This is a genomic window from Selenomonas oralis, assembly GCF_051603425.1.
Lineage (GTDB): Bacteria > Bacillota > Negativicutes > Selenomonadales > Selenomonadaceae > Selenomonas > Selenomonas sputigena_A.
The window spans coordinates 2,329,683-2,347,443 of the sequence record NZ_CP194411.1 but is presented as its reverse complement, the minus strand read 5'-3'; the positions used below and the strand labels follow the sequence as shown (position 1 = coordinate 2,347,443).

General features: G+C 49.4%; 17 protein-coding genes and 1 riboswitch. All 17 genes read left to right on the top strand.

Annotated elements, in window-relative coordinates; genetic code table 11:
• Positions 1 to 33: 33 nt before the first annotated feature.
• The 17 genes from ACRTGH_RS11105 (at position 34) to ACRTGH_RS11025 (ending at position 17,757) form a co-directional block, all read left to right on the top strand.
• Complete coding sequence (locus tag ACRTGH_RS11105; protein ID WP_368845971.1) at positions 34 to 912, top strand: DUF116 domain-containing protein; 879 nt, start codon at positions 34 to 36, stop codon at positions 910 to 912.
• A gap of 9 nt (positions 913 to 921) precedes the next feature.
• The gene (gene rsmB / locus ACRTGH_RS11100; RefSeq protein WP_368845972.1) at positions 922 to 2,262 is read left to right on the top strand and encodes a 16S rRNA (cytosine(967)-C(5))-methyltransferase RsmB; all 1,341 of its coding nucleotides are present in this window, start codon (positions 922 to 924) and stop codon (positions 2,260 to 2,262) included.
• Entirely contained in the window at positions 2,259 to 3,311 is a 1,053-nt protein-coding gene (gene rlmN / locus ACRTGH_RS11095) for a dual-specificity RNA methyltransferase RlmN (protein ID WP_368845973.1), read from the top strand. The genes rsmB and rlmN overlap by 4 nt, the downstream gene beginning before the upstream one ends.
• A gap of 15 nt (positions 3,312 to 3,326) precedes the next feature.
• Positions 3,327 to 4,079: an FHA domain-containing protein gene (locus ACRTGH_RS11090; RefSeq protein ID WP_368845974.1), complete on the top strand. Its 753-nt coding sequence runs from the start codon at positions 3,327 to 3,329 to the stop codon at positions 4,077 to 4,079.
• A complete protein-coding gene (locus tag ACRTGH_RS11085) occupies positions 4,080 to 4,532 on the top strand; it encodes an FHA domain-containing protein (protein WP_368845975.1) in 453 nt (150 codons plus the stop codon). It begins immediately after the preceding gene.
• Positions 4,529 to 5,245 (top strand): Stp1/IreP family PP2C-type Ser/Thr phosphatase, encoded by a 717-nt coding sequence (locus ACRTGH_RS11080; RefSeq protein ID WP_368845976.1) that lies wholly within the window; start codon positions 4,529 to 4,531, stop codon positions 5,243 to 5,245. The genes ACRTGH_RS11085 and ACRTGH_RS11080 overlap by 4 nt, the downstream gene beginning before the upstream one ends.
• Positions 5,238 to 6,491: an FtsW/RodA/SpoVE family cell cycle protein gene (locus ACRTGH_RS11075; RefSeq protein ID WP_438474362.1), complete on the top strand. Its 1,254-nt coding sequence runs from the start codon at positions 5,238 to 5,240 to the stop codon at positions 6,489 to 6,491. Before ACRTGH_RS11080 ends, ACRTGH_RS11075 begins: the two co-directional genes overlap by 8 nt.
• Positions 6,484 to 7,878 (top strand): peptidoglycan D,D-transpeptidase FtsI family protein, encoded by a 1,395-nt coding sequence (locus ACRTGH_RS11070; protein ID WP_368845978.1) that lies wholly within the window; start codon positions 6,484 to 6,486, stop codon positions 7,876 to 7,878. Before ACRTGH_RS11075 ends, ACRTGH_RS11070 begins: the two co-directional genes overlap by 8 nt.
• An 11-nt stretch (positions 7,879 to 7,889) precedes the next feature.
• Entirely contained in the window at positions 7,890 to 9,656 is a 1,767-nt protein-coding gene (pknB, locus tag ACRTGH_RS11065; protein WP_368845979.1) for a Stk1 family PASTA domain-containing Ser/Thr kinase, read from the top strand.
• Positions 9,657 to 9,744: 88 nt separating this feature from the next.
• On the top strand, positions 9,745 to 10,629 hold the full coding sequence (gene rsgA / locus ACRTGH_RS11060; RefSeq protein ID WP_368845980.1) for a ribosome small subunit-dependent GTPase A: 885 nt from the start codon (positions 9,745 to 9,747) through the stop codon (positions 10,627 to 10,629).
• Positions 10,626 to 11,270 (top strand): ribulose-phosphate 3-epimerase, encoded by a 645-nt coding sequence (gene rpe, locus ACRTGH_RS11055; RefSeq protein WP_368845981.1) that lies wholly within the window; start codon positions 10,626 to 10,628, stop codon positions 11,268 to 11,270. The genes rsgA and rpe overlap by 4 nt, the downstream gene beginning before the upstream one ends.
• 10 nt (positions 11,271 to 11,280) lie before the next feature.
• Positions 11,281 to 11,955, top strand: a complete 675-nt coding sequence (gene queC, locus ACRTGH_RS11050) for a 7-cyano-7-deazaguanine synthase QueC (protein ID WP_368845982.1) — start codon at positions 11,281 to 11,283, stop codon at positions 11,953 to 11,955.
• 16 nt (positions 11,956 to 11,971) lie between these two features.
• The gene (gene folE2, locus ACRTGH_RS11045) at positions 11,972 to 12,772 is read left to right on the top strand and encodes a GTP cyclohydrolase FolE2 (protein ID WP_368845983.1); all 801 of its coding nucleotides are present in this window, start codon (positions 11,972 to 11,974) and stop codon (positions 12,770 to 12,772) included.
• Between the two features lie 44 nt (positions 12,773 to 12,816).
• Positions 12,817 to 13,806 (top strand): lysylphosphatidylglycerol synthase transmembrane domain-containing protein, encoded by a 990-nt coding sequence (locus tag ACRTGH_RS11040; RefSeq protein ID WP_368845984.1) that lies wholly within the window; start codon positions 12,817 to 12,819, stop codon positions 13,804 to 13,806.
• Between the two features lie 110 nt (positions 13,807 to 13,916).
• Positions 13,917 to 14,166: riboswitch (cobalamin riboswitch) on the top strand.
• A gap of 236 nt (positions 14,167 to 14,402) precedes the next feature.
• Entirely contained in the window at positions 14,403 to 15,347 is a 945-nt protein-coding gene (gene nikB / locus ACRTGH_RS11035) for a nickel ABC transporter permease (RefSeq protein ID WP_368845985.1), read from the top strand.
• On the top strand, positions 15,344 to 16,156 hold the full coding sequence (gene nikC, locus ACRTGH_RS11030) for a nickel transporter permease (protein ID WP_368845986.1): 813 nt from the start codon (positions 15,344 to 15,346) through the stop codon (positions 16,154 to 16,156). Before nikB ends, nikC begins: the two co-directional genes overlap by 4 nt.
• A gap of 41 nt (positions 16,157 to 16,197) precedes the next feature.
• The gene (locus tag ACRTGH_RS11025; RefSeq protein ID WP_368845987.1) at positions 16,198 to 17,757 is read left to right on the top strand and encodes an ABC transporter substrate-binding protein; all 1,560 of its coding nucleotides are present in this window, start codon (positions 16,198 to 16,200) and stop codon (positions 17,755 to 17,757) included.
• The last annotated feature ends 4 nt before the right edge of the window (positions 17,758 to 17,761 follow it).

The following is a 17,761-nucleotide window of genomic DNA, read 5'->3' as shown; positions in this document are numbered from 1 at the left end:
CATGAATATATTGGCAGGAAGGAGGAGATAGTCTTGGCAGCTGTACAGATACCGGGGTTGGAACGACCGCATAAAAGGCTTTTCGTGGCGCTTTTATCATTGAGTTTCCTTTGCATGACTTTTCTTGCGTATGCTGTTTGGCGCGTGAGCTATCTTGGCCTTTTGGAAATCAATGCCTACCTGCCTCTTCTGCTCGGTCTTTTTTTTGCTGCGGTAGTTTTTCTTACAGGATTTGGCATATTAAGTATGGTTGGAGCGATTCTAGGGATGCCGTTCCTTCATATTTTTCAAAAACAATCTTACACGTTGATCAATTTACTCTTTCCTGTCGCCATTATGATAGGTAAGGTTTTTGGGTTCAATCGACGGAAAATTGAGCGCTCCTTTATCGAGGTCAGCAATCAGATCATCCACCATCGCGGAATCAAGGTGCGTCCGAGTGAACTGCTTGTCGTGACGCCCCATTGCTTGCAGCTTGCGACCTGTCCGCACAAGATTACACGCGATCCGCATAATTGTAAGCGCTGCGGCGGTTGTGACGTCGGTGCACTTGTGAATCTTGCCGATGAAATGGGTTTTCATTTTTTTATTGTGACGGGCGGCACACTGGCTCGACAGACAGTGAAGAAAATTCGCCCCAAGGCGGTCATGGCGATTGCCTGTGAGCGTGATTTGACGAGCGGCATCCAAGATGTCTATCCTTTGCCCGCAGTCGGTGTGTTGAACATCCGGCCTAATGGACCCTGCTTTAATACGCATGTAGATATTGAGAAAGTGCGTGAGGAAATCCAGAAGTTTTTGATAGATAGTCCGAAACCGTCCATCGACAAGACAACAAATATCAAACACGATGAAAGCGATGAAACCGTAGGTGTAAACGGTATGGTGCATGCGGAAAGCGAGAAAGGGTGAGGAGCCTGCATGGATAAAGCGCGAGAGACGGCATTGAAGGCACTTCACGAAGTGAACGAAAAAGGCGCTTATGCCAATGTGGCATTAGCGCAAGCTTTGCGTGCCGCCAAGCTGTCCGATATGGACAGGAGGTTCGTGACGGAACTTGTTTACGGTGCAGTAAAGGCAGGAGAAACACTGGATTGGATGCTGCGGCGTTATTTGAATCGTCCTCTTGCAAAAATCCCGCCCATGGTGCGGGATATTTTGCGTTTGGCTATGTATCAGATTTTTTTCCTTGAGCGCGTGCCCGTTTCGGCTGCCTGCAATACAGCAGTGGAACTTACGAAGCGTTACAGTCATGCAGGAACGGTAAAGTTCGTGAATGCTGTTTTGCGAACAGCGGCACGTGAGCCGGAAAAAGCGACGTTTCCCTCGGGAAAAGGGAATGAAACGCAGCATCTTGCCTTATCATCGCAGCATCCCGTTTGGCTAGTGCGGCGTTGGGTACAGCAGTTTGGCTACGAGGAAGCCGTAAGGCTTTGTACTTTTGACAATGAGCCGGCAGTGCTTTCGCTGCGTACGAATACGTTAAAAACGACACGGAAGAAGCTGCTGGAATGCCTGCAGGCTGAAGGTGTGGAGGCTGAAGCTTCATGTTGGACGCCCGAGGGTGTACTTTGTCGTCGTCATGGAGCGTTGGATGACCTCATGTCCTTACAAGAGGGATTTTTTCAAGTGCAGGATGAGAGCTCGATGCTTGTAGCACATATCGTTGCGCCTGAGCCTGGAGATTTTGTACTTGATGTTTGCAGTGCACCCGGCGGAAAGGCGACACATCTGGCTGCTTTGATGGGGGATGTGGGACGTATCGTGGCGCTTGATATTCATGAGCATAAAATACGGCGCCTTGAGGAAAATTGCAAACGTCTTGGTATAATATCCGTTGAACCCATGTTGCTGGATGCTCGTGAAGCGGGTAGGCATTTTGCAGGACAGGCGGACTGTGTTCTCGTTGATGCGCCGTGCTCGGGACTTGGCGTACTGCGGCGCAAACCCGATGCGCGTTGGCGCAAGACTCCTGCAGAGCTCCTGGCGCTGCCGATCCTCCAAAAAGAAATTCTAGAAAGTGCAGCGGGAGCAGTAAAGCCCGGTGGTGTGCTCGTCTATAGCACCTGTACGATTACGCGTGCCGAAAATGAGGAAATCATTGAGGCGTTTCTTAAGGATCATGAGGTTTTTTCTCTCGAAACGGCAGGAGAATTTTTGCCGTTGCAAAAGCGTAGAGAGAAAATGATACAACTTTATCCGCAGCGTGATGGTACAGATGGTTTTTTCATTGCACGAATGAAGAGAAGGGTGGACGCATGAAAAATATTTTTGGCATGACACTCGAAGAACTTCAGGAAGAGCTTGGGTCGTTTCGATTGCCTAAGTATCGGACGCGTCAAATAATGGAGTGGATGTATAAAAAATATGCGAAAGATTTTTCCGGCATGACAAATTTGCCGGAAACATTACGAAAATCTTTAGCTGCAAAGTATATGATTGTAACTCCTGTTTTGCAAGATCGATTGGATGCATCGGATGGCAGAACGAGCAAATTTCTGTTGCTTTTTCCTGACGGTGTCGCTGTCGAAAGCGTTCTAATGCGTCAACCTTATGGCAACAGTGTCTGCATTTCGACACAGGCCGGCTGCAATATGGGCTGTTCCTTTTGTGCCTCAACACTTCATGGACTCACCCGCAATTTGACGGCGGGTGAGATGCTGGGGGAAATTCTTTTCATTGAGGAATTACTGGAAATGGAAGACAAAAAGATTGATACGATGGTCTTGATGGGGTCGGGAGAACCTTTGATGAATTATGATCATGTCGTGCATTTTTTGCGTCTCCTGCACGAGGAATATGTGTTGAACCTAGGCTATCGCAATATCACGCTTTCTACTTCTGGTATTGTGCCTGCGATTGACCGATTGGCTGAAGAAGGGATGCCTGTCACGCTTTCTATTTCTCTTCATGCACCACGTGAGGACTTGCGCTCCATGCTCATGCCCATCAATCAAAAGTATCCGATGTCGGATGTGGTTGCAGCGGGTTGTCGCTACGCAAAGAAAACGGGACGGCGCGTGACCTATGAGTATATTCTCATTCGTGATGTGAACGATGGGGAACGTGAAGCGGAAGAACTTGCCGCCCTTCTTTTGGGACAGATTGCGAATGTGAATCTTATTCCGATTAATGCGGTACCGGAACGCGGCTTCCATCGTCCGGAAGAGGAGCGTGTGGAAGCTTTTGTCCGAGCTCTTTCACGCCGCCGTATCGCGGCAACTGTTCGACGCGAAAGAGGAAGCGATATACAGGCGGCATGCGGACAGCTTCGCAACCGCCATCTATCAAACGACACGATTTTGCGATAGATTGCGAGGGATTCTATGGCTTTTACAAAATGGGAAACTTTTTTGGAGAATCATATCGAAGGATTTTTTAATAAGAAATTTGGCAGTGCCCTTGAACCTATCGAGGTGGAAAAAAAACTGGAAAAGGAAATTGCCAAGTCTAAAAAAAAGGATAAGAAAGGCAGCGGTGAATGGCTGCTGCCGAATGACTATACAATTTCTATGAACGAAGAAGATTGTCACCATCTTTCATCGCAGCGCTTCCTTGACGAGCTGCATGTGTTAGTGGAAAAGCAGGCCATTTTACTTGATTGTTTCATGGATGGCAGGCTTTCTGTCGCGATAAGGAAAGATCCAACCTTATCACTTGGCCTCTGCAGAGTGACAGCTGGTTTTTCTGATATGGTGCAACGTGTTGCTTTGGCTGTGAAAGAACAGCATACGATTGTGCTGCAGCAGCCGTCTTTTCGGCCGCCGTTGAATTTGCCGACAGAGTATAGGATTGCTTCGCTTACTGTTTTGAAGGGCGCCGATATCGATTCCTATCTCGAATTTGGCGAGAAAAAGATTTTTCTTGGCCGCCGCGAGCGCAGTGATTTCATCTTGACAGATCCCAACGCATCTCGTGTCCATGCATCCATCCGTTATGAGCGGCATCGTCACTTTTTACAGGACGAGCATAGCACGAACGGTACACTCTTGAATGACATGCCGGTTCATGAAGCGTGCTTGCGGCAGGGCGATAAAATCCAGATTGGAAATTCTGTTCTGCGATATGAGGTGATTTGATTGCCGGGTACAGATTTTTTCCTCCGTATAATAAGCGTGTTGTTTCAATACGGCATTTTGTTGCTGTTGTTTCTATTCATTTCACGACTCGCACGAATGATGTTCCGGGATATAAAATCGCTGCGAGAAGAAATCAAACCACGTGAGTTTTTGCCGAGCGAAGCTGTGTTGAGTGTCGTGGAGACAAGCGAGGATGGCTTGGCAGGAAAGCGTTTTGCTTTTACGCATGAAATCAATCTCGGGCGTGGGGAAGATAATGATATCCGTATTCCTGATACGTTTGTTTCACATCACCATGCTGTAGTCCGTCTTGTAAATAATCAATATGTAATAGAAGATTTGGGCAGTGTGAACCATACATATCTGAATGATGAAATTTTACGGGGCAAAGCATATTTGAAACCGGGTGATTTAATTCGCATAGGATTTGTTGTGCTGAAGTTTGAGAGGTGAGTTTTTTGAAAGTTTTTGTGGCGACAGATCGGGGCAAGGTACGTGATACGAATGAGGATTCTGGAGCCTTCGTGCCGCCCAACATGTGTGTTGTGGCAGATGGTATGGGGGGATATGCAGCCGGCGAAGTAGCAAGCCGCATGCTTGTCGAAACGTTTCAGGAAAGGTTTTCAGCACAAATGGACACAGTGGGAGAGGAATCCTTGCGTTGTGTTGTGCTTGAAGCGAACCATAAGATTTTACAGACTGCGACTGAAAACGAGGAGTACCGCGGTATGGGCACAACGGTTGTGGCGTGTCAATGGGATGGTCGACAAGTCTATTGGGCGCATGTGGGCGACAGCCGCCTTTATCTTCTGCGTGCTGGTGAACTCAAGCGTATCACACACGACCATTCCTTTGTGCAAAGCCTTGTGGATCAGGGAACGATTACGGAGCGGGAAGCAGAACATCATCCGAAAAAAAATATGTTGACTCGCGCTGTTGGTGTGGAAGAAAATCTCATTGTTGATACGGGCAGCTTTGGCGTTGACGCAGGGGACATCTTTCTTTTGTGCTCAGATGGTCTGACAAATATGGTCGACGAGGCAGTTATCCGGGAGGCTCTGCAGGAAGGGCCGGCGGATAAGGCACGATATCTTGTTGATTTAGCCATTCAAGCAGGCGGTTTTGACAATATCACGGCCATTGTAACGGAAGATCATGATGTTTGACAACGGGCGTTTGCTGTTTGCCCCGCTTGGCATCCTGCTGTTGGGTACGGGCGTTCTGCTTATGGGAAATCGATTGCCTCCAGCGTCTGATTTTTTGCCATGGCTTCTTGCTGTGCTTGTTGTTGCTGGTTTCGTGCAGCTTGTATTGGCAAAATACCATAGGGGCATTGACGGTATGCTGTTCCCTGTTGCGGTACTGCTTTCAAGTCTTGGCATCATCATGATTGCCCGATTGAAACCTGCACTTTTTGTTACGCAAATGCGTTGGCTGCTCATCGGAATGGTTGTTTATCTTGCCGTTATTTTTCTTGGCGCAAAGATATTGCGGATTCTTTCTTATCAATACCTGTTGGGGGTCTTTTGCCTCTTTCTTTTGTGCTCGGCGCTCTTATTTGGCACAGAGATTGGCGGCAGCCGCAATTGGATTGTTTTAGGAGCGTTTGCTGTGCAGCCATCAGAATTTGGCAAAATTCTCATCATTATGTTTTTGGCCGCTTATCTTGCAGAACACAGGGAAATGTTGATTCTACCAAGTCATAGAATATTTTTGCTTAGGCTGCCTATGCTGCGTTTTATCGCACCTCTCCTTTGCATTTGGGGAATTGCCATTCTCATGTTTGTTGTGCAGCGAGATTTAGGTTCCGCCTTGCTCTTTTTCGGCATAGCGGTTTTTATGACATATATGGCGACAGGGAGGAAGTCGTATATCGTTCTTGCCCTGGGCGTTTTTGGAGGCGCGGCTGCCTTAAGCTATGCTTTTTTCGGGCATGTGCGTGTGCGCTTCAATATCTGGCTTGATCCTTGGCTCGATCCTTCGGGCAGTGCCTATCAAATTGTTCAGTCCCTCTTCGCTTTCGGTTCAGGCGGTGTTTGGGGCACAGGGTTTGCACATGGTCATCCTGGCTTGATTCCTGAGGTGCACACAGATTTTATTTTTGCGGCATTGGCGGAGGAGCTTGGACTTCTTGGCGCCTTGGGAATTATGCTCGTGTTCTCGCTCTTTTTTTACCGAGCGATAAAGATTGCGCTTATGTGCCAAAAAGAAAGAGAGTCACTGCTGGCCGCAGGTGCTGCTGTCATCTTTTTGCTGCAGGCGTTTATTATTATTGCAGGGGTCACAAAATTTTTGCCTTTGACTGGCATCACCCTGCCTTTTGTCAGCTATGGCGGCAGTTCCATGGTTTCAAGTTTTATTCTGCTTGGCATTTTGACGGTGCTTTCCAAAAAGGAGAATCAACATGGTTGAGCGAAGTAATAAAAGGTATATTTTGCGCTCTGCTGTAGTTCTTTTATTGGCGTTTTCCTGCCTAGGGCTTTATGTTGTTTATCTGCAGGTATGGGATGCCGATTGGTTGGAGGAACACCCGTTGAATCGTCGTGCAGCAGCTGCCGAAGAAAGCATTCTGCGGGGCACAATCTTTGATGTCAAAGGTGAAAAATTGGCGTTCAGTCCAGAGATAGGCAAGCGTATTTATCCTTATGGTGCTGTAACGGCGCCCATTACTGGTTATTTGGATGAAAAAATTGGCAGTACCGGCATTGAAGCCTATAAAGGCGCAGAATTAACAGGACATAGCCGTGTATTCGGACGCTTTGGTCCTGTAGCGCAGCTCTTCTCTTCAGACAGGGGCGATGATGTTTACCTGACCATTGATGCTGGGCTGCAGAAAACCGCGTATGAGGCATTGGGAGAAAGACGCGGCGCGGTTGTTGTGCTTGATGCGCAGAGCGGCGCTGTGCTCGCGCTTGTATCGCGGCCTTCGTTTGATCCAGCCGATATTCCGTCGGAGTGGGATGTCCTTAGAACGGATGAAGCGAGCCCGCTTTTGAACCGTGCGGTACAAGGACTTTATCCGCCGGGTTCTACGATAAAGCCGCTTATTCTGGATGCAGCATTGAAAAATCAGTCTACAAGTCTAAATGAGATTTTTGATTGCACCGGTGCGCTTGAAGTGGGAGATACACGCATCCATGAAAGTCATGGTGCAGTGCATGGAAAAATCAATGTGGAACAAGCCTTGATAGAATCGTGCAATGTTACCTTTGGTACGCTGGCTTTGCGTTTAGGCGGAAAGAATTTACAAGAGGCGTTCGAACGCTTTGGCTTTTTCCGAACCGCTGAAAGCGATATGGCAGAGACAGCTTCGCATTTGCCTGATTTTGCATCGCTCGGTGAAGGCGATATGGCGCAGATCGGTATAGGACAGAGCACCCTTCTGGTCACGCCTTTGCATATGGCGCTTCTGGCAGCCGCATTTGCGAATGAAGGTGTTGTGATGAAGCCTTATATGATAGAGCGTATAGTGACGCCTGGCGGGGTCACTATAGAAAAAAAACATGAAGAAAAATGGTTTGAAGCCACTACATCGAAGAGAGCAGCACTCATTGACGGTTTTATGGAAGAGGTTGTGAAGAAGGGAACGGGTACGTCGGCTGAGGTCGCCGGTGTGCGCGTAACAGGAAAGACGGGAACGGCTGAAAATACAGGCAAAGATCATGCATGGTTCATTGGATCGGCAGAAGTGCATGGCCGGAAAGCGGCGTTTGCCATTATCGTGGAAAATAGTGGCGGCGGCGGCAGTGAAGCAGCGCCAATTGCACGAAGATTGATTGCAAGACTACAGGAAGAATAGGAGGCTTGGCCATGGAACAACGCACTTTAGGCAATCGCTACGAGTTGCTGGAACTTGTGGGAAGCGGCGGTATGGCAGATGTATATAAAGCGCATGACAAGCTCTTGGATCGCACAGTGGCAGTAAAGGTACTGCATGCCCAGTTCGCAAGTGATGCAGAGTTCGTGGCGCGCTTTCAACGCGAGGCGCAGGGAGCGGCCAAGATGTCGCATCCGAATATCGTCAATATTTACGATGTTGGGCAGGAAGAAAATTGTCACTATATCGTTATGGAATACGTTTCGGGTCAAACGCTTAAGGATAGGCTTGATGCGGAGGGACACTTGTCTGTTCCGGCAGCTTTGGGCATTGCGCGGCAGATTGCTGAAGCCTTGCAGCATGCACATGAAAATGGACTTGTTCATTGCGACATCAAGCCACATAATATTCTTGTGATGGACGATGGCCGAGTGAAAGTTGCGGATTTCGGCATTGCGCGCGCCGTAAGTTCTGTTACATCAACATATACAGGAAACATCGTTGGTTCTGTACATTATTTTTCACCGGAACAGGCGAAGGGATCCTTGATTACGCCGAAATCTGATGTCTACTCTCTTGGAGTCGTACTTTACGAAATGTTGACAGGGCAACTTCCCTTTACAGGTGAAACACCCGTAGGAATTGCCCTCAAGCATTTGCAGGAAGAACCGCTTCCTATTGCATCGATCGATGCTTCTATTCCACCCTTTGTCGAAGTGCTTGTTGCAGGGCTTATGGCAAAAGATCCAAACCAGCGTCCGGACAGTGCGGCTGTTGTACGCCAAATCGTGCAGGATGAATCAGCTCTCGGGATTGGAGCACCGATGATAAACGATCCCTATGCAACGCAAGTATTGCCTCGTGTGCGTGAGGCTGAAATTGAATCGCCGCTTCTCTCGCCGTCCCCAATGGACGAGCGACGGGAAGCTCCTGCGCACCATCCTAATTCAAAACCGGCATATCGCTCCAAACTGTTTTTGGGAGCGCTCCTTTTAGTGCTTTTCTTCGGTTTTTTTACGGGAGCATTCCTTTCTTATGGGAAATTTTGGAGTGGAGCGGAAGTTGTTGTGCCTGATGTGACCGGACAGACACTTGCTGTTGCGAAACAAAAACTTGAAGATAAGAAACTGCGTGTAGATATTGCGGAAATTTATGATTCCAATGTGCCGGTAGGTCAAGTCGCAAAACAAGATCCTGAGGGAGGAGCGACAGTCAAGGAAGAGCGTCTGGTGACCATTTATGTGAGCAAAGGCGGTGAAGAGGTCAGTATGCCTGAGCTCAAGGGAATCCAGAAATCTGAGGCAGAGGATAAACTTTCACAGGTTGGCCTGAAGATTGGTGTTGTGACAGAGGAGTATTCATCACAGCCTAAAGGGCAGGTTATTGGACAGGATCCGCGTGCAGGAACGAAGATTAGCAAGGGACAGGTCGTCGATCTCGTTATCAGCAAAGGTGAGCGTATACGCAAAGTTGCAGTGCCGAGTGTCGTTGGCGGAAAAGAAGAGGCTGCTGCTGCAGCCATTAAGGGACGCGGTCTGCATGTGGGATCCGTGACGCAAGAAAAGAGCCAACAGGCTTCAGGCACAGTGATTCGTCAAAATCCATCCGCAGGCAGTGAGGTTGAGGAAGGCAGCTCTGTTGACCTTGTGATTGCGAGCGCGGGAGAGAAGTCTTCTTCAAAAACAAAGGAAAAAAATTCGGACAGCAAGGATGGGAGAGCTCCAAATAAGGATGCAGACAGCGGCAAAACGAATTTCTAAAATAGTAGGCGAAAATAGGGTTGAATGTTTGGCATATAATAGACCGGCAAGATGCCGAAATTGCAGCGAAGAAGGACGGGAGGGCAGTTTGTTGAAGGGAACAGTGCTCAGAGCCCAGAATAGCTTTTTCTATGTTGATACGGCAGAAGGAATTGTTGCTACCAAATTGCGTGGGCGGCTCAAGAAGGCTCGTATCGCTGTTGTGCCCGGCGACGAGGTGGAACTTGAACTTCTTTCGGATGGTACGGGTGTTATAGAGCGGCGTGGCGAGAGAAAAAACCTCTTGCGCCGCCCTGCCGTTGCCAATGTTGATCAAGTTGTGCTCGTCTTCGCTGCATGCCATCCCGACATCAATGAAGTACTGGTCGATCGGTTTCTTGTTCTTGCCGAATGGTCAGGTATAAGACACATTCTTCTCTGTATCAACAAATCAGATTTAGTAACAGAAGGCGCACCTGATTTACAAAAAATTATCGATTCCTATACGGCGATTGGCTATGATGTGCTTTCTCTCTCTGCTCAAACAGGCAAGGGCATTGAAAAACTGAAAAGAACAGTGACGGGCAAGACGAGTGTTTTTGCCGGTCCTTCCGGTGTTGGCAAGTCTTCGCTTTTAAATGCAATATCACCGGGATGGTATCTTTCGATCGGCTCTGTAAGCGAGAAAATAAAGCGTGGGCGTCATACAACGCGGGTTGCACAGCTTCTGCCGTTTGTTGATGGCTTTCTCGTTGATACACCGGGATTTAGTGCGACAGAATTGGCCGATATCACGCCGGCCGAACTTGCATCGTTCTTTCCGGAATTTCGTCCTTTTCTGAATGCATGCCGGTTCAATACTTGTACACACAGCCATGAACCAGGCTGTGCTGTGAAAGAGGCTCTAAATCAGGGGAAAATAAGTGTGTCCCGCTATACGTCGTATTTGGAAATGCTGCAGGAAAGTGCGGCTAGAAAGAAGGTATATCGATGATTAAAGTTGCACCGTCTATTCTTTCTGCTGATTTTGCACGTTTGGCCGAAGAAATCGGACGTATTGAGGAAGCTGGTGCGGAGTATGTACACATCGATGTCATGGACGGTACGTTTGTGCCCAATATCACGCTTGGCTCACCTGTTGTGCAATCGCTTCGCAAGTGTTCCAAGGCGGTTTTTGATGTGCATTTGATGGTGGAGCATCCCGAGACACAGGTTATCGCTTTTGCCGAGGCGGGGGCAGATATCATCACGTTTCACATCGAAGCAGTGCGCCATGCACACCGCCTTGTGCAGCAAATCAAATCTTTGGGGTGCAAGGCGGGTGTGGCGCTTAATCCTGCGACGCCGCTGGTCATGCTTGAGGAGCTCATGGAAGATATCGATATGGCACTCATCATGACAGTTAATCCTGGTTTCGGAGGGCAGAAATTTATCCCTTCCATGTTGGAAAAAATTTCGATTTTGCGTCATACCGTGGAAGAAAATGGTTTTATCCTTGATATTGAGGTTGACGGCGGCATCAATGCGGAGACAGCACCGCTGGTGCGCGAAGCGGGAGCCAATGTTCTCGTTGCCGGTTCTGCCGTTTATGGCGCGCCCGATATCAAAGCTGCTGTCCAAGCGATTCGTGGTTAAGGAGAGGAAAATGGAAAAAGCGGTTGTTTTGCTTTCGGGTGGGCTTGATTCTACGACCTGCATGGCTGTGGCTGCGGAAAAGGGGTTTGAGATCTACCCGATCAGTTTCAATTACCATCAAAGACACAGCATAGAACTCGATGGGGCACAGAAAGTTGCAGCCTTTTATAACGTAAAAAAGCATCTTATCATTGAAACCAATATGGAGACGATTGGCGGTTCGGCGTTGACAGACAAAGCAATCGACGTGCCCGAGGGAGAAGTATCGCGTACGGATATCCCGATCACCTATGTTCCTGCACGCAATTTGATTTTTCTCAGCTATGCCTTAGGATATGCTGAAGTGATAGGAGCGCATCGTATCTACATTGGTGTGAACAGCGTTGATTATTCGGGCTATCCGGACTGCCGTCCGGAATTTATCGACCATTTTCAAATTCTTGCCGATTATTCGACGAAAGCTGCTCATAAAGGTGAACGCATCGAGATCATGACACCTTTGCAGCAACTTTCAAAGAAGGATATTATTCTTCTGGCAGTACGCCTCAAGGCGCCGCTGGAGCTTACGCACAGCTGCTATAAGGGCGGGGAAAAAGCCTGCGGCATCTGTGACAGCTGCAAGCTGCGTTTGCAGGGCTTCCAACAAGCTGGAATTGATGATCCCGTTGAATACGAAATAAAATGATGGATGATGAAAAATCATGTTGAAAGATATACAGAAAAATGCGGATGAACGTGGTATCGATATACAGCATGTCGGCATCAAGGATGCACATCTGCCGTTTCGCGTCAAAGAGAAGTGCGGCGGTTTCCAAGAAGTTTTGGCACGTATTCGTTTTACCGTTTCTTTGCCGAAGGAATACAAGGGAACACATATGAGCCGCTTCCTGGAGATTCTTCATCGCTGGTGCGACAAACCTGTGGCAGAAAAAGAGATGGAGGAGATGCTGGAGGAAGCACTCGTTCGTCTTGAGGCACAAACAGCAAAACTGAGGCTTTCTTTCAAATATTTTATTGCTAAAAGGGCACCTGTGAGCGGTAAAAAATCTGTTCTGGATTTGGACTGCTTCTTTGAGGGAGAGAAGAAGTCGGGAGAGCCGATGGCGTTTCGTCTTGGCGTCACCGTTCCGGCTACGTCGCTTTGTCCGTGCAGTAAGGCAATTGCGCGTTATGGTGCGCATAACCAGAGAAGTCTTTTACAAGTTGTTGTCGAATTCAGACCATCCGCATCATGCATTTTTATCGAGGATTTGGCTGCTTTAGTAGAAGACCAAGCTTCGTGTTCGATCTATCCTCTGTTGAAACGTGAGGATGAAAAGTATGTGACGGAAAAGGCTTATGAGCGGCCGAAGTTTGTCGAGGATATTCTGCGCGATATTGTGCTTGTCTTGCGTCCCTTGCAAGGACTGCATTGGTTTTCTGTTGTTTGCGAGAATTTTGAGTCTATTCATAACCATAGTGCTTATGCGAGCCATGAGGAGTTTGTGGGGCACAGTGAGTAGATCAATGGTCGGATGTTTGATAGCTGTACAGGAGGAGGTATCGCATGAAGATGTTCTGCAAGCGCTTTGTTTTGCCGCTTTTGCTTGTTTTCATTATCTCTGGTGCGGTTATCTATTCCACTGTTGATATCAATACGCTTACAAACCTTACGGCGTTTAAACCTTGGTCGATTGTACTTGCGCTTATCTGTGTGGGACTTGGGCTGACGCTTGACGGTACGCGTCTCATGCATCTTGTGAAAATTTCAGATGAAAAAATTACGCTGTCCCAGGCCGTACAAGTTGTTTTTGGTAACTACTTTCTTGCGCTTTTGACACCTGGCGCAACGGGAGGGGCAGTCGCCCAACTCATGTTTTTGCGTCATGCGGGAATTCCCGCAGGCAAAGCGACAGTGCTTGTCATTGTGCGGACACTGGTTTCGATTCTCTTTCTTATTTGTTGTATGCCGTTCATTTTTCTCCATGATACAGGTATTTTGCCAGGGATTGATAACCATACATTGATGTTGATTTCCATTGCGGCTTTTATCGTTATCATGCTGATTGTTGCGGCAGCTCGTACGAATGTCCTCGATTATGTTGTACTGCGCTTCACAAAACATGCAAAGGACGAACGCAGAAAAAAAATTATGGCATTTTATCGCGACATTAAGACCGGTGTACATCTTCTTGCATCGTCGCCTAAAAGTATGATACGCATTTTTTTTGAATCGGGACTCAGTCTCATATTTATCTATGCGATTGTACCGTGTCTTCTCCTTGGACTTGGCGTGACGGATGCCGATTGGTATACTGTCATGGGTCGCATGATTTTTCTTAATATGCTGCTCTATTTCACACCTACCCCAGGCGGCTCAGGAATTGCTGAAGGAGGCTTTGTCTTTCTTTTCGCTGATTCCGTTCCGGCAGGTACCGTTGGTATTCTTGCCGTTTGCTGGCGTCTTATTGCGGAGTATATCCCGTTTTTCATAGGACTTTATTATACGCTGAAGATTTTTGGTCGGGATTTCCTCAATCGTCAATTAGAACATTAAAAATAAGGTAATTCTTGCAAATCAAAATAGTTGTTTCCAAAGAAAATCTTGTATCTTTTTCTTGCTACACACTTTTATATGATGTATAATTACTTTCAGTAATATAAAACTTCATACGGTACGTCATAAGTGTCGCCGACCTATATCGGCGAGCGATGAGAGGAAAATGGGTGAAAGACCCATGCTGTCCCGCAGCTGTAATCGGGGAATTTGTTTCCATGGGAAGCGCTGAAATCGCTGTTTCTGATGAAAGTGCTGAATGCATCGGCACTTCCTGACATGTCACTGGGGAAAACCCGGGAAGACGGAAACAAACGATGATCCGAGAGCCAGAAAGCCTGCTTATGATAAGATTCATTGCTTGACTTACGAGAGATGGGGAGATGGATGCCAAGGCGTATTCCGATGGGGGAATATGTCCTTGGTATTCCGCGCTTTGTGGGAAGCACCGCATGTCCTGTCGTTGGTCGATGGACATGCGGTTTTCTTATGGAAACGCCGCAAGATCTGCGTTTCTGAATAAAAATCCTTCGCTGAGATTTCGGGAGGATTTTGCAGGAGTAATTTTTGATTTTGTAAGGAGATGAGGTATTGCATTGAAAGGAAAAGATTTGATACGTCGCCTGTGTCAGATGCTCATCACGCTTTTGGGCGTTACATTCTTGACATTCGGTCTGACGTATCTCGCTCCCGGTGATCCTGTAGAGATGATCCTGGAGACCGGCGATACGATGGTGTCGCAGGAAACTATCGAAAAGACACGTCACGAATTGGGGCTTGACCGTCCCTTCCATGAGCAGTATCTGCACTGGCTTTCCGGCTTGCTGCATGGCGATATGGGCATGAGCTATTCCGCCAAGATGCCGGTTGCTGAAAAGCTTGAGCAGAATCTTCTCGGCACGCTGCTTTTGGCAGGAACAGCAACCTTGATGATGCTCGTCGTTTCTGTGCCTTGCGGAGTCATCGCAGCTTTATATCGCAACCGTTGGCCGGATTATTTGATTCGCGGCGTGTCCTTTCTCGGCGTTTCGATGCCAAGCTTCTGGGTCGGCTTGCTGCTTCTCTTTGTCTTCGGTTTGAAATTGGGACTGTTCCCGATTTCGGGCGGCGAGGTCACTCTGGAAGGGCTGATTCTTCCGTCTGCAACCCTGGCGATCCTCCTGTCTTCCAAGTATACGAGGCAGGTGCGTACCGCCGTGCTCGAAGAGTTCAGTCAGGATTACGTCATCGGCGCCAAGGCTCGCGGTCTGTCCATGCAGCGCATTCTGTGGCGCCATGTGCTGCCCAATGCGTTTTTGCCGCTCATCACGCTCTTCGGTTTGGCTCTAGGCTGGCTCTTGGGCGGTGTGGCGATCGTCGAGATCGTCTTCGGCTGGCCCGGCATAGGCCGCCTGGCGGTGCGGGCGATCGAGATGCGAGACTATCCGTTGTTGGAGGGATTCGTTCTCTGGACAGCCATCTTCTACATGGTGGTCAACTTCCTTGTGGATCTGTCCTATGTATATCTTGATCCGCGCCTGAAGAAGGGGGCGAAATCATGAGCAAGGACGCAAAGCTCCTGCGCTTCTATTCCATATTGGCAGGGTTGATCTTCCTCACAGCGCTTCTCGCGCCCTTCATCTTGACGCAGGATCCCTATGAGTCGTCGATGCAGCAGGCATTTCTGCCGCCTTCCGCCGAGCATTGGTTCGGAACGGATAAACTCGGGCGCGATCTCTTTACGCGCGTGATTTACGGCGCGCGCATATCGGTGTTCATGTCTTTGACGGTCGTCATCCTCATCGCCGGCATCGGCTCTGCCATCGGCGTCGTTGCCGGCTATGTCGGCGGCAAGGTGGATACGATCATCATGCGCTTTGCCGATATGTTCCTCGCCTTTCCGGGCATCGTGCTGGCGATCGCCATTGCGGGCATGATGGGCGGCAGCGTGGTCAATGCCATCCTCGCCCTTGTCGCCGTCGGTTGGACGAAGTATGCACGCCTGGCGCGCAGCATGACGCTGAAGGTGCGCCAGCAGGATTATATCGCGGCGGCTGTGACGAACGGCACGCGTCCCGTGCAGATGTTTTTCCGCCATATCGCGCCCAATATCCTTTCCATCATACTGGTGACGGCAGCCGTCGATATCGGGGCGATGATGATGGAGCTGGCAGGTCTTTCGTTCCTGGGCTTTGGCGCGCAACCGCCGACGCCGGAATGGGGGCTCATGCTCAACGAAGGCAGGCAGGCACTGCAGACGGCGCCGTGGCTCATGCTGTTCCCCGGCGCCGCCATCGTCCTCGTCGTCGCTGTGTTCAATCTGTGGGGAGATGCGTTGCGCGACTGGCTTGATCCAAACAAGGCAAGCTGATGGTTTTACGATGTCTTATGATTTTAGGAGGCTGAAATTTAATGAAAAAGTGGAAGAAGCTGCTTTCTGTTGCCATGGCGGCGTGTTTGTCCGTGGCGGTATTCGCAGGCTGCGGCGGCAAAGAGGCTTCGAAGGATACCTTGCGCGTCGGCGTGACGAACTTCGCGGACTCTCTTGAGCCGACGGAAAATGCTTTCGGCTGGGTCGTCATGCGCTACGGTATGGGCGAGACGCTGACGAAGTTTGATGAGAAGATGAACATCCAGCCGTGGCTCGCAGAGAAATGGACGATCAGCGACGACAAGCTCACGTGGACGTTCAAGATCCGCGACGGCGTGAAGTTCTCGAACGGGAACCCGCTGACGGCAGAGGCTGTCAAGGCCTCCATCGAGCGCGCCTTTGCCAAGAACACGCGCGCCGCGACGTTCTTCAAGTACACGGAGATGAAGGCGGAAGGACAGAATCTCATCATCACGACGGACAAGCCGGCGCCGAGTATGCCCGGCTACCTCGCCGACCCGCTCTTCCTCATCGTCGATGTGTCGGCGGAAAAGGATCGCGACTTTGCAAAGCAGGGACCGATCTGCACGGGGCCTTACGTCTGCGAATCCTTCGTCAAAGAAAAGGCAGTCATGAAAAAAAATCCCAATTACTGGGACGGCGAGGTGCCGTTCGAAACGGTGGAGATTCCTTCGATCGACGATCCGAATACGCGCGCCATGGCGCTCCAGTCCGGTGAAGTGGACATGGCTGTGAACATCGCCCCGGGCGACGTCGGCTTGTTCAACGATACGGGCAAGTATCATGTCGACAAGATTGCCTCGCTACGCACGGTGCTCGCGCGCATCAATGAAAAGGGCATCCTCGGCGATCCCAAGGTTCGCGCTGCGTTCATCAGCATGTGTGACCGCAAATCGTACAACGAAGTGATCTTGAAGGGCACCTTCATCGAAGGCAAGGCTCCTGTTCCTCCTTCCCTTGATTATGGTTTTGATCAGCTTTCCGACCCTAACCACTACGATATCGAGCGTGCCAAGAAGCTGCTTGATGAGGCAGGCTGGAAGGATACGGACGGCGACGGCATCCGCGACAAGGACGGCAAGCCTCTGAGCGTCGACTTCATCGTCTACAACAGCCGCGCCGAACTGCCGATCTATGCGGAAGCCGTGCAGGCGGACGGCAAGAAGATCGGTTTCGACATTAAGGTGAAGACGGTCGACTACAATCTGCTCGACAAGATCGGTATCAACGGCGAGTATGACCTGCTGATTTCCAATATCATCACGGCAAATACGGGCGATCCCGAGATTTATCTCAACTGGTACTGGCGCACGAACAAGGACGGCGACAACCAGCAGAACGGTTCGGGCTACAGCAACCCCGAGTACGATGCAAAGTGCGCGGCTCTTGCTGTCGAGTTTGATCCGGCGAAGCGCCGTCAGCTCATGATCGAGATGCAGCAGATTCTCTTGAACGATGCAGCTGCGCTCTTCCTCGGCTACCCCGAGACGAACATCATCAGCTCGACGAAGATCACGGGTGCGACGATGTATCCGTCCGACTACTATTGGATCACGAACAAGATCCGTCCGGCGAAGTAAGGAG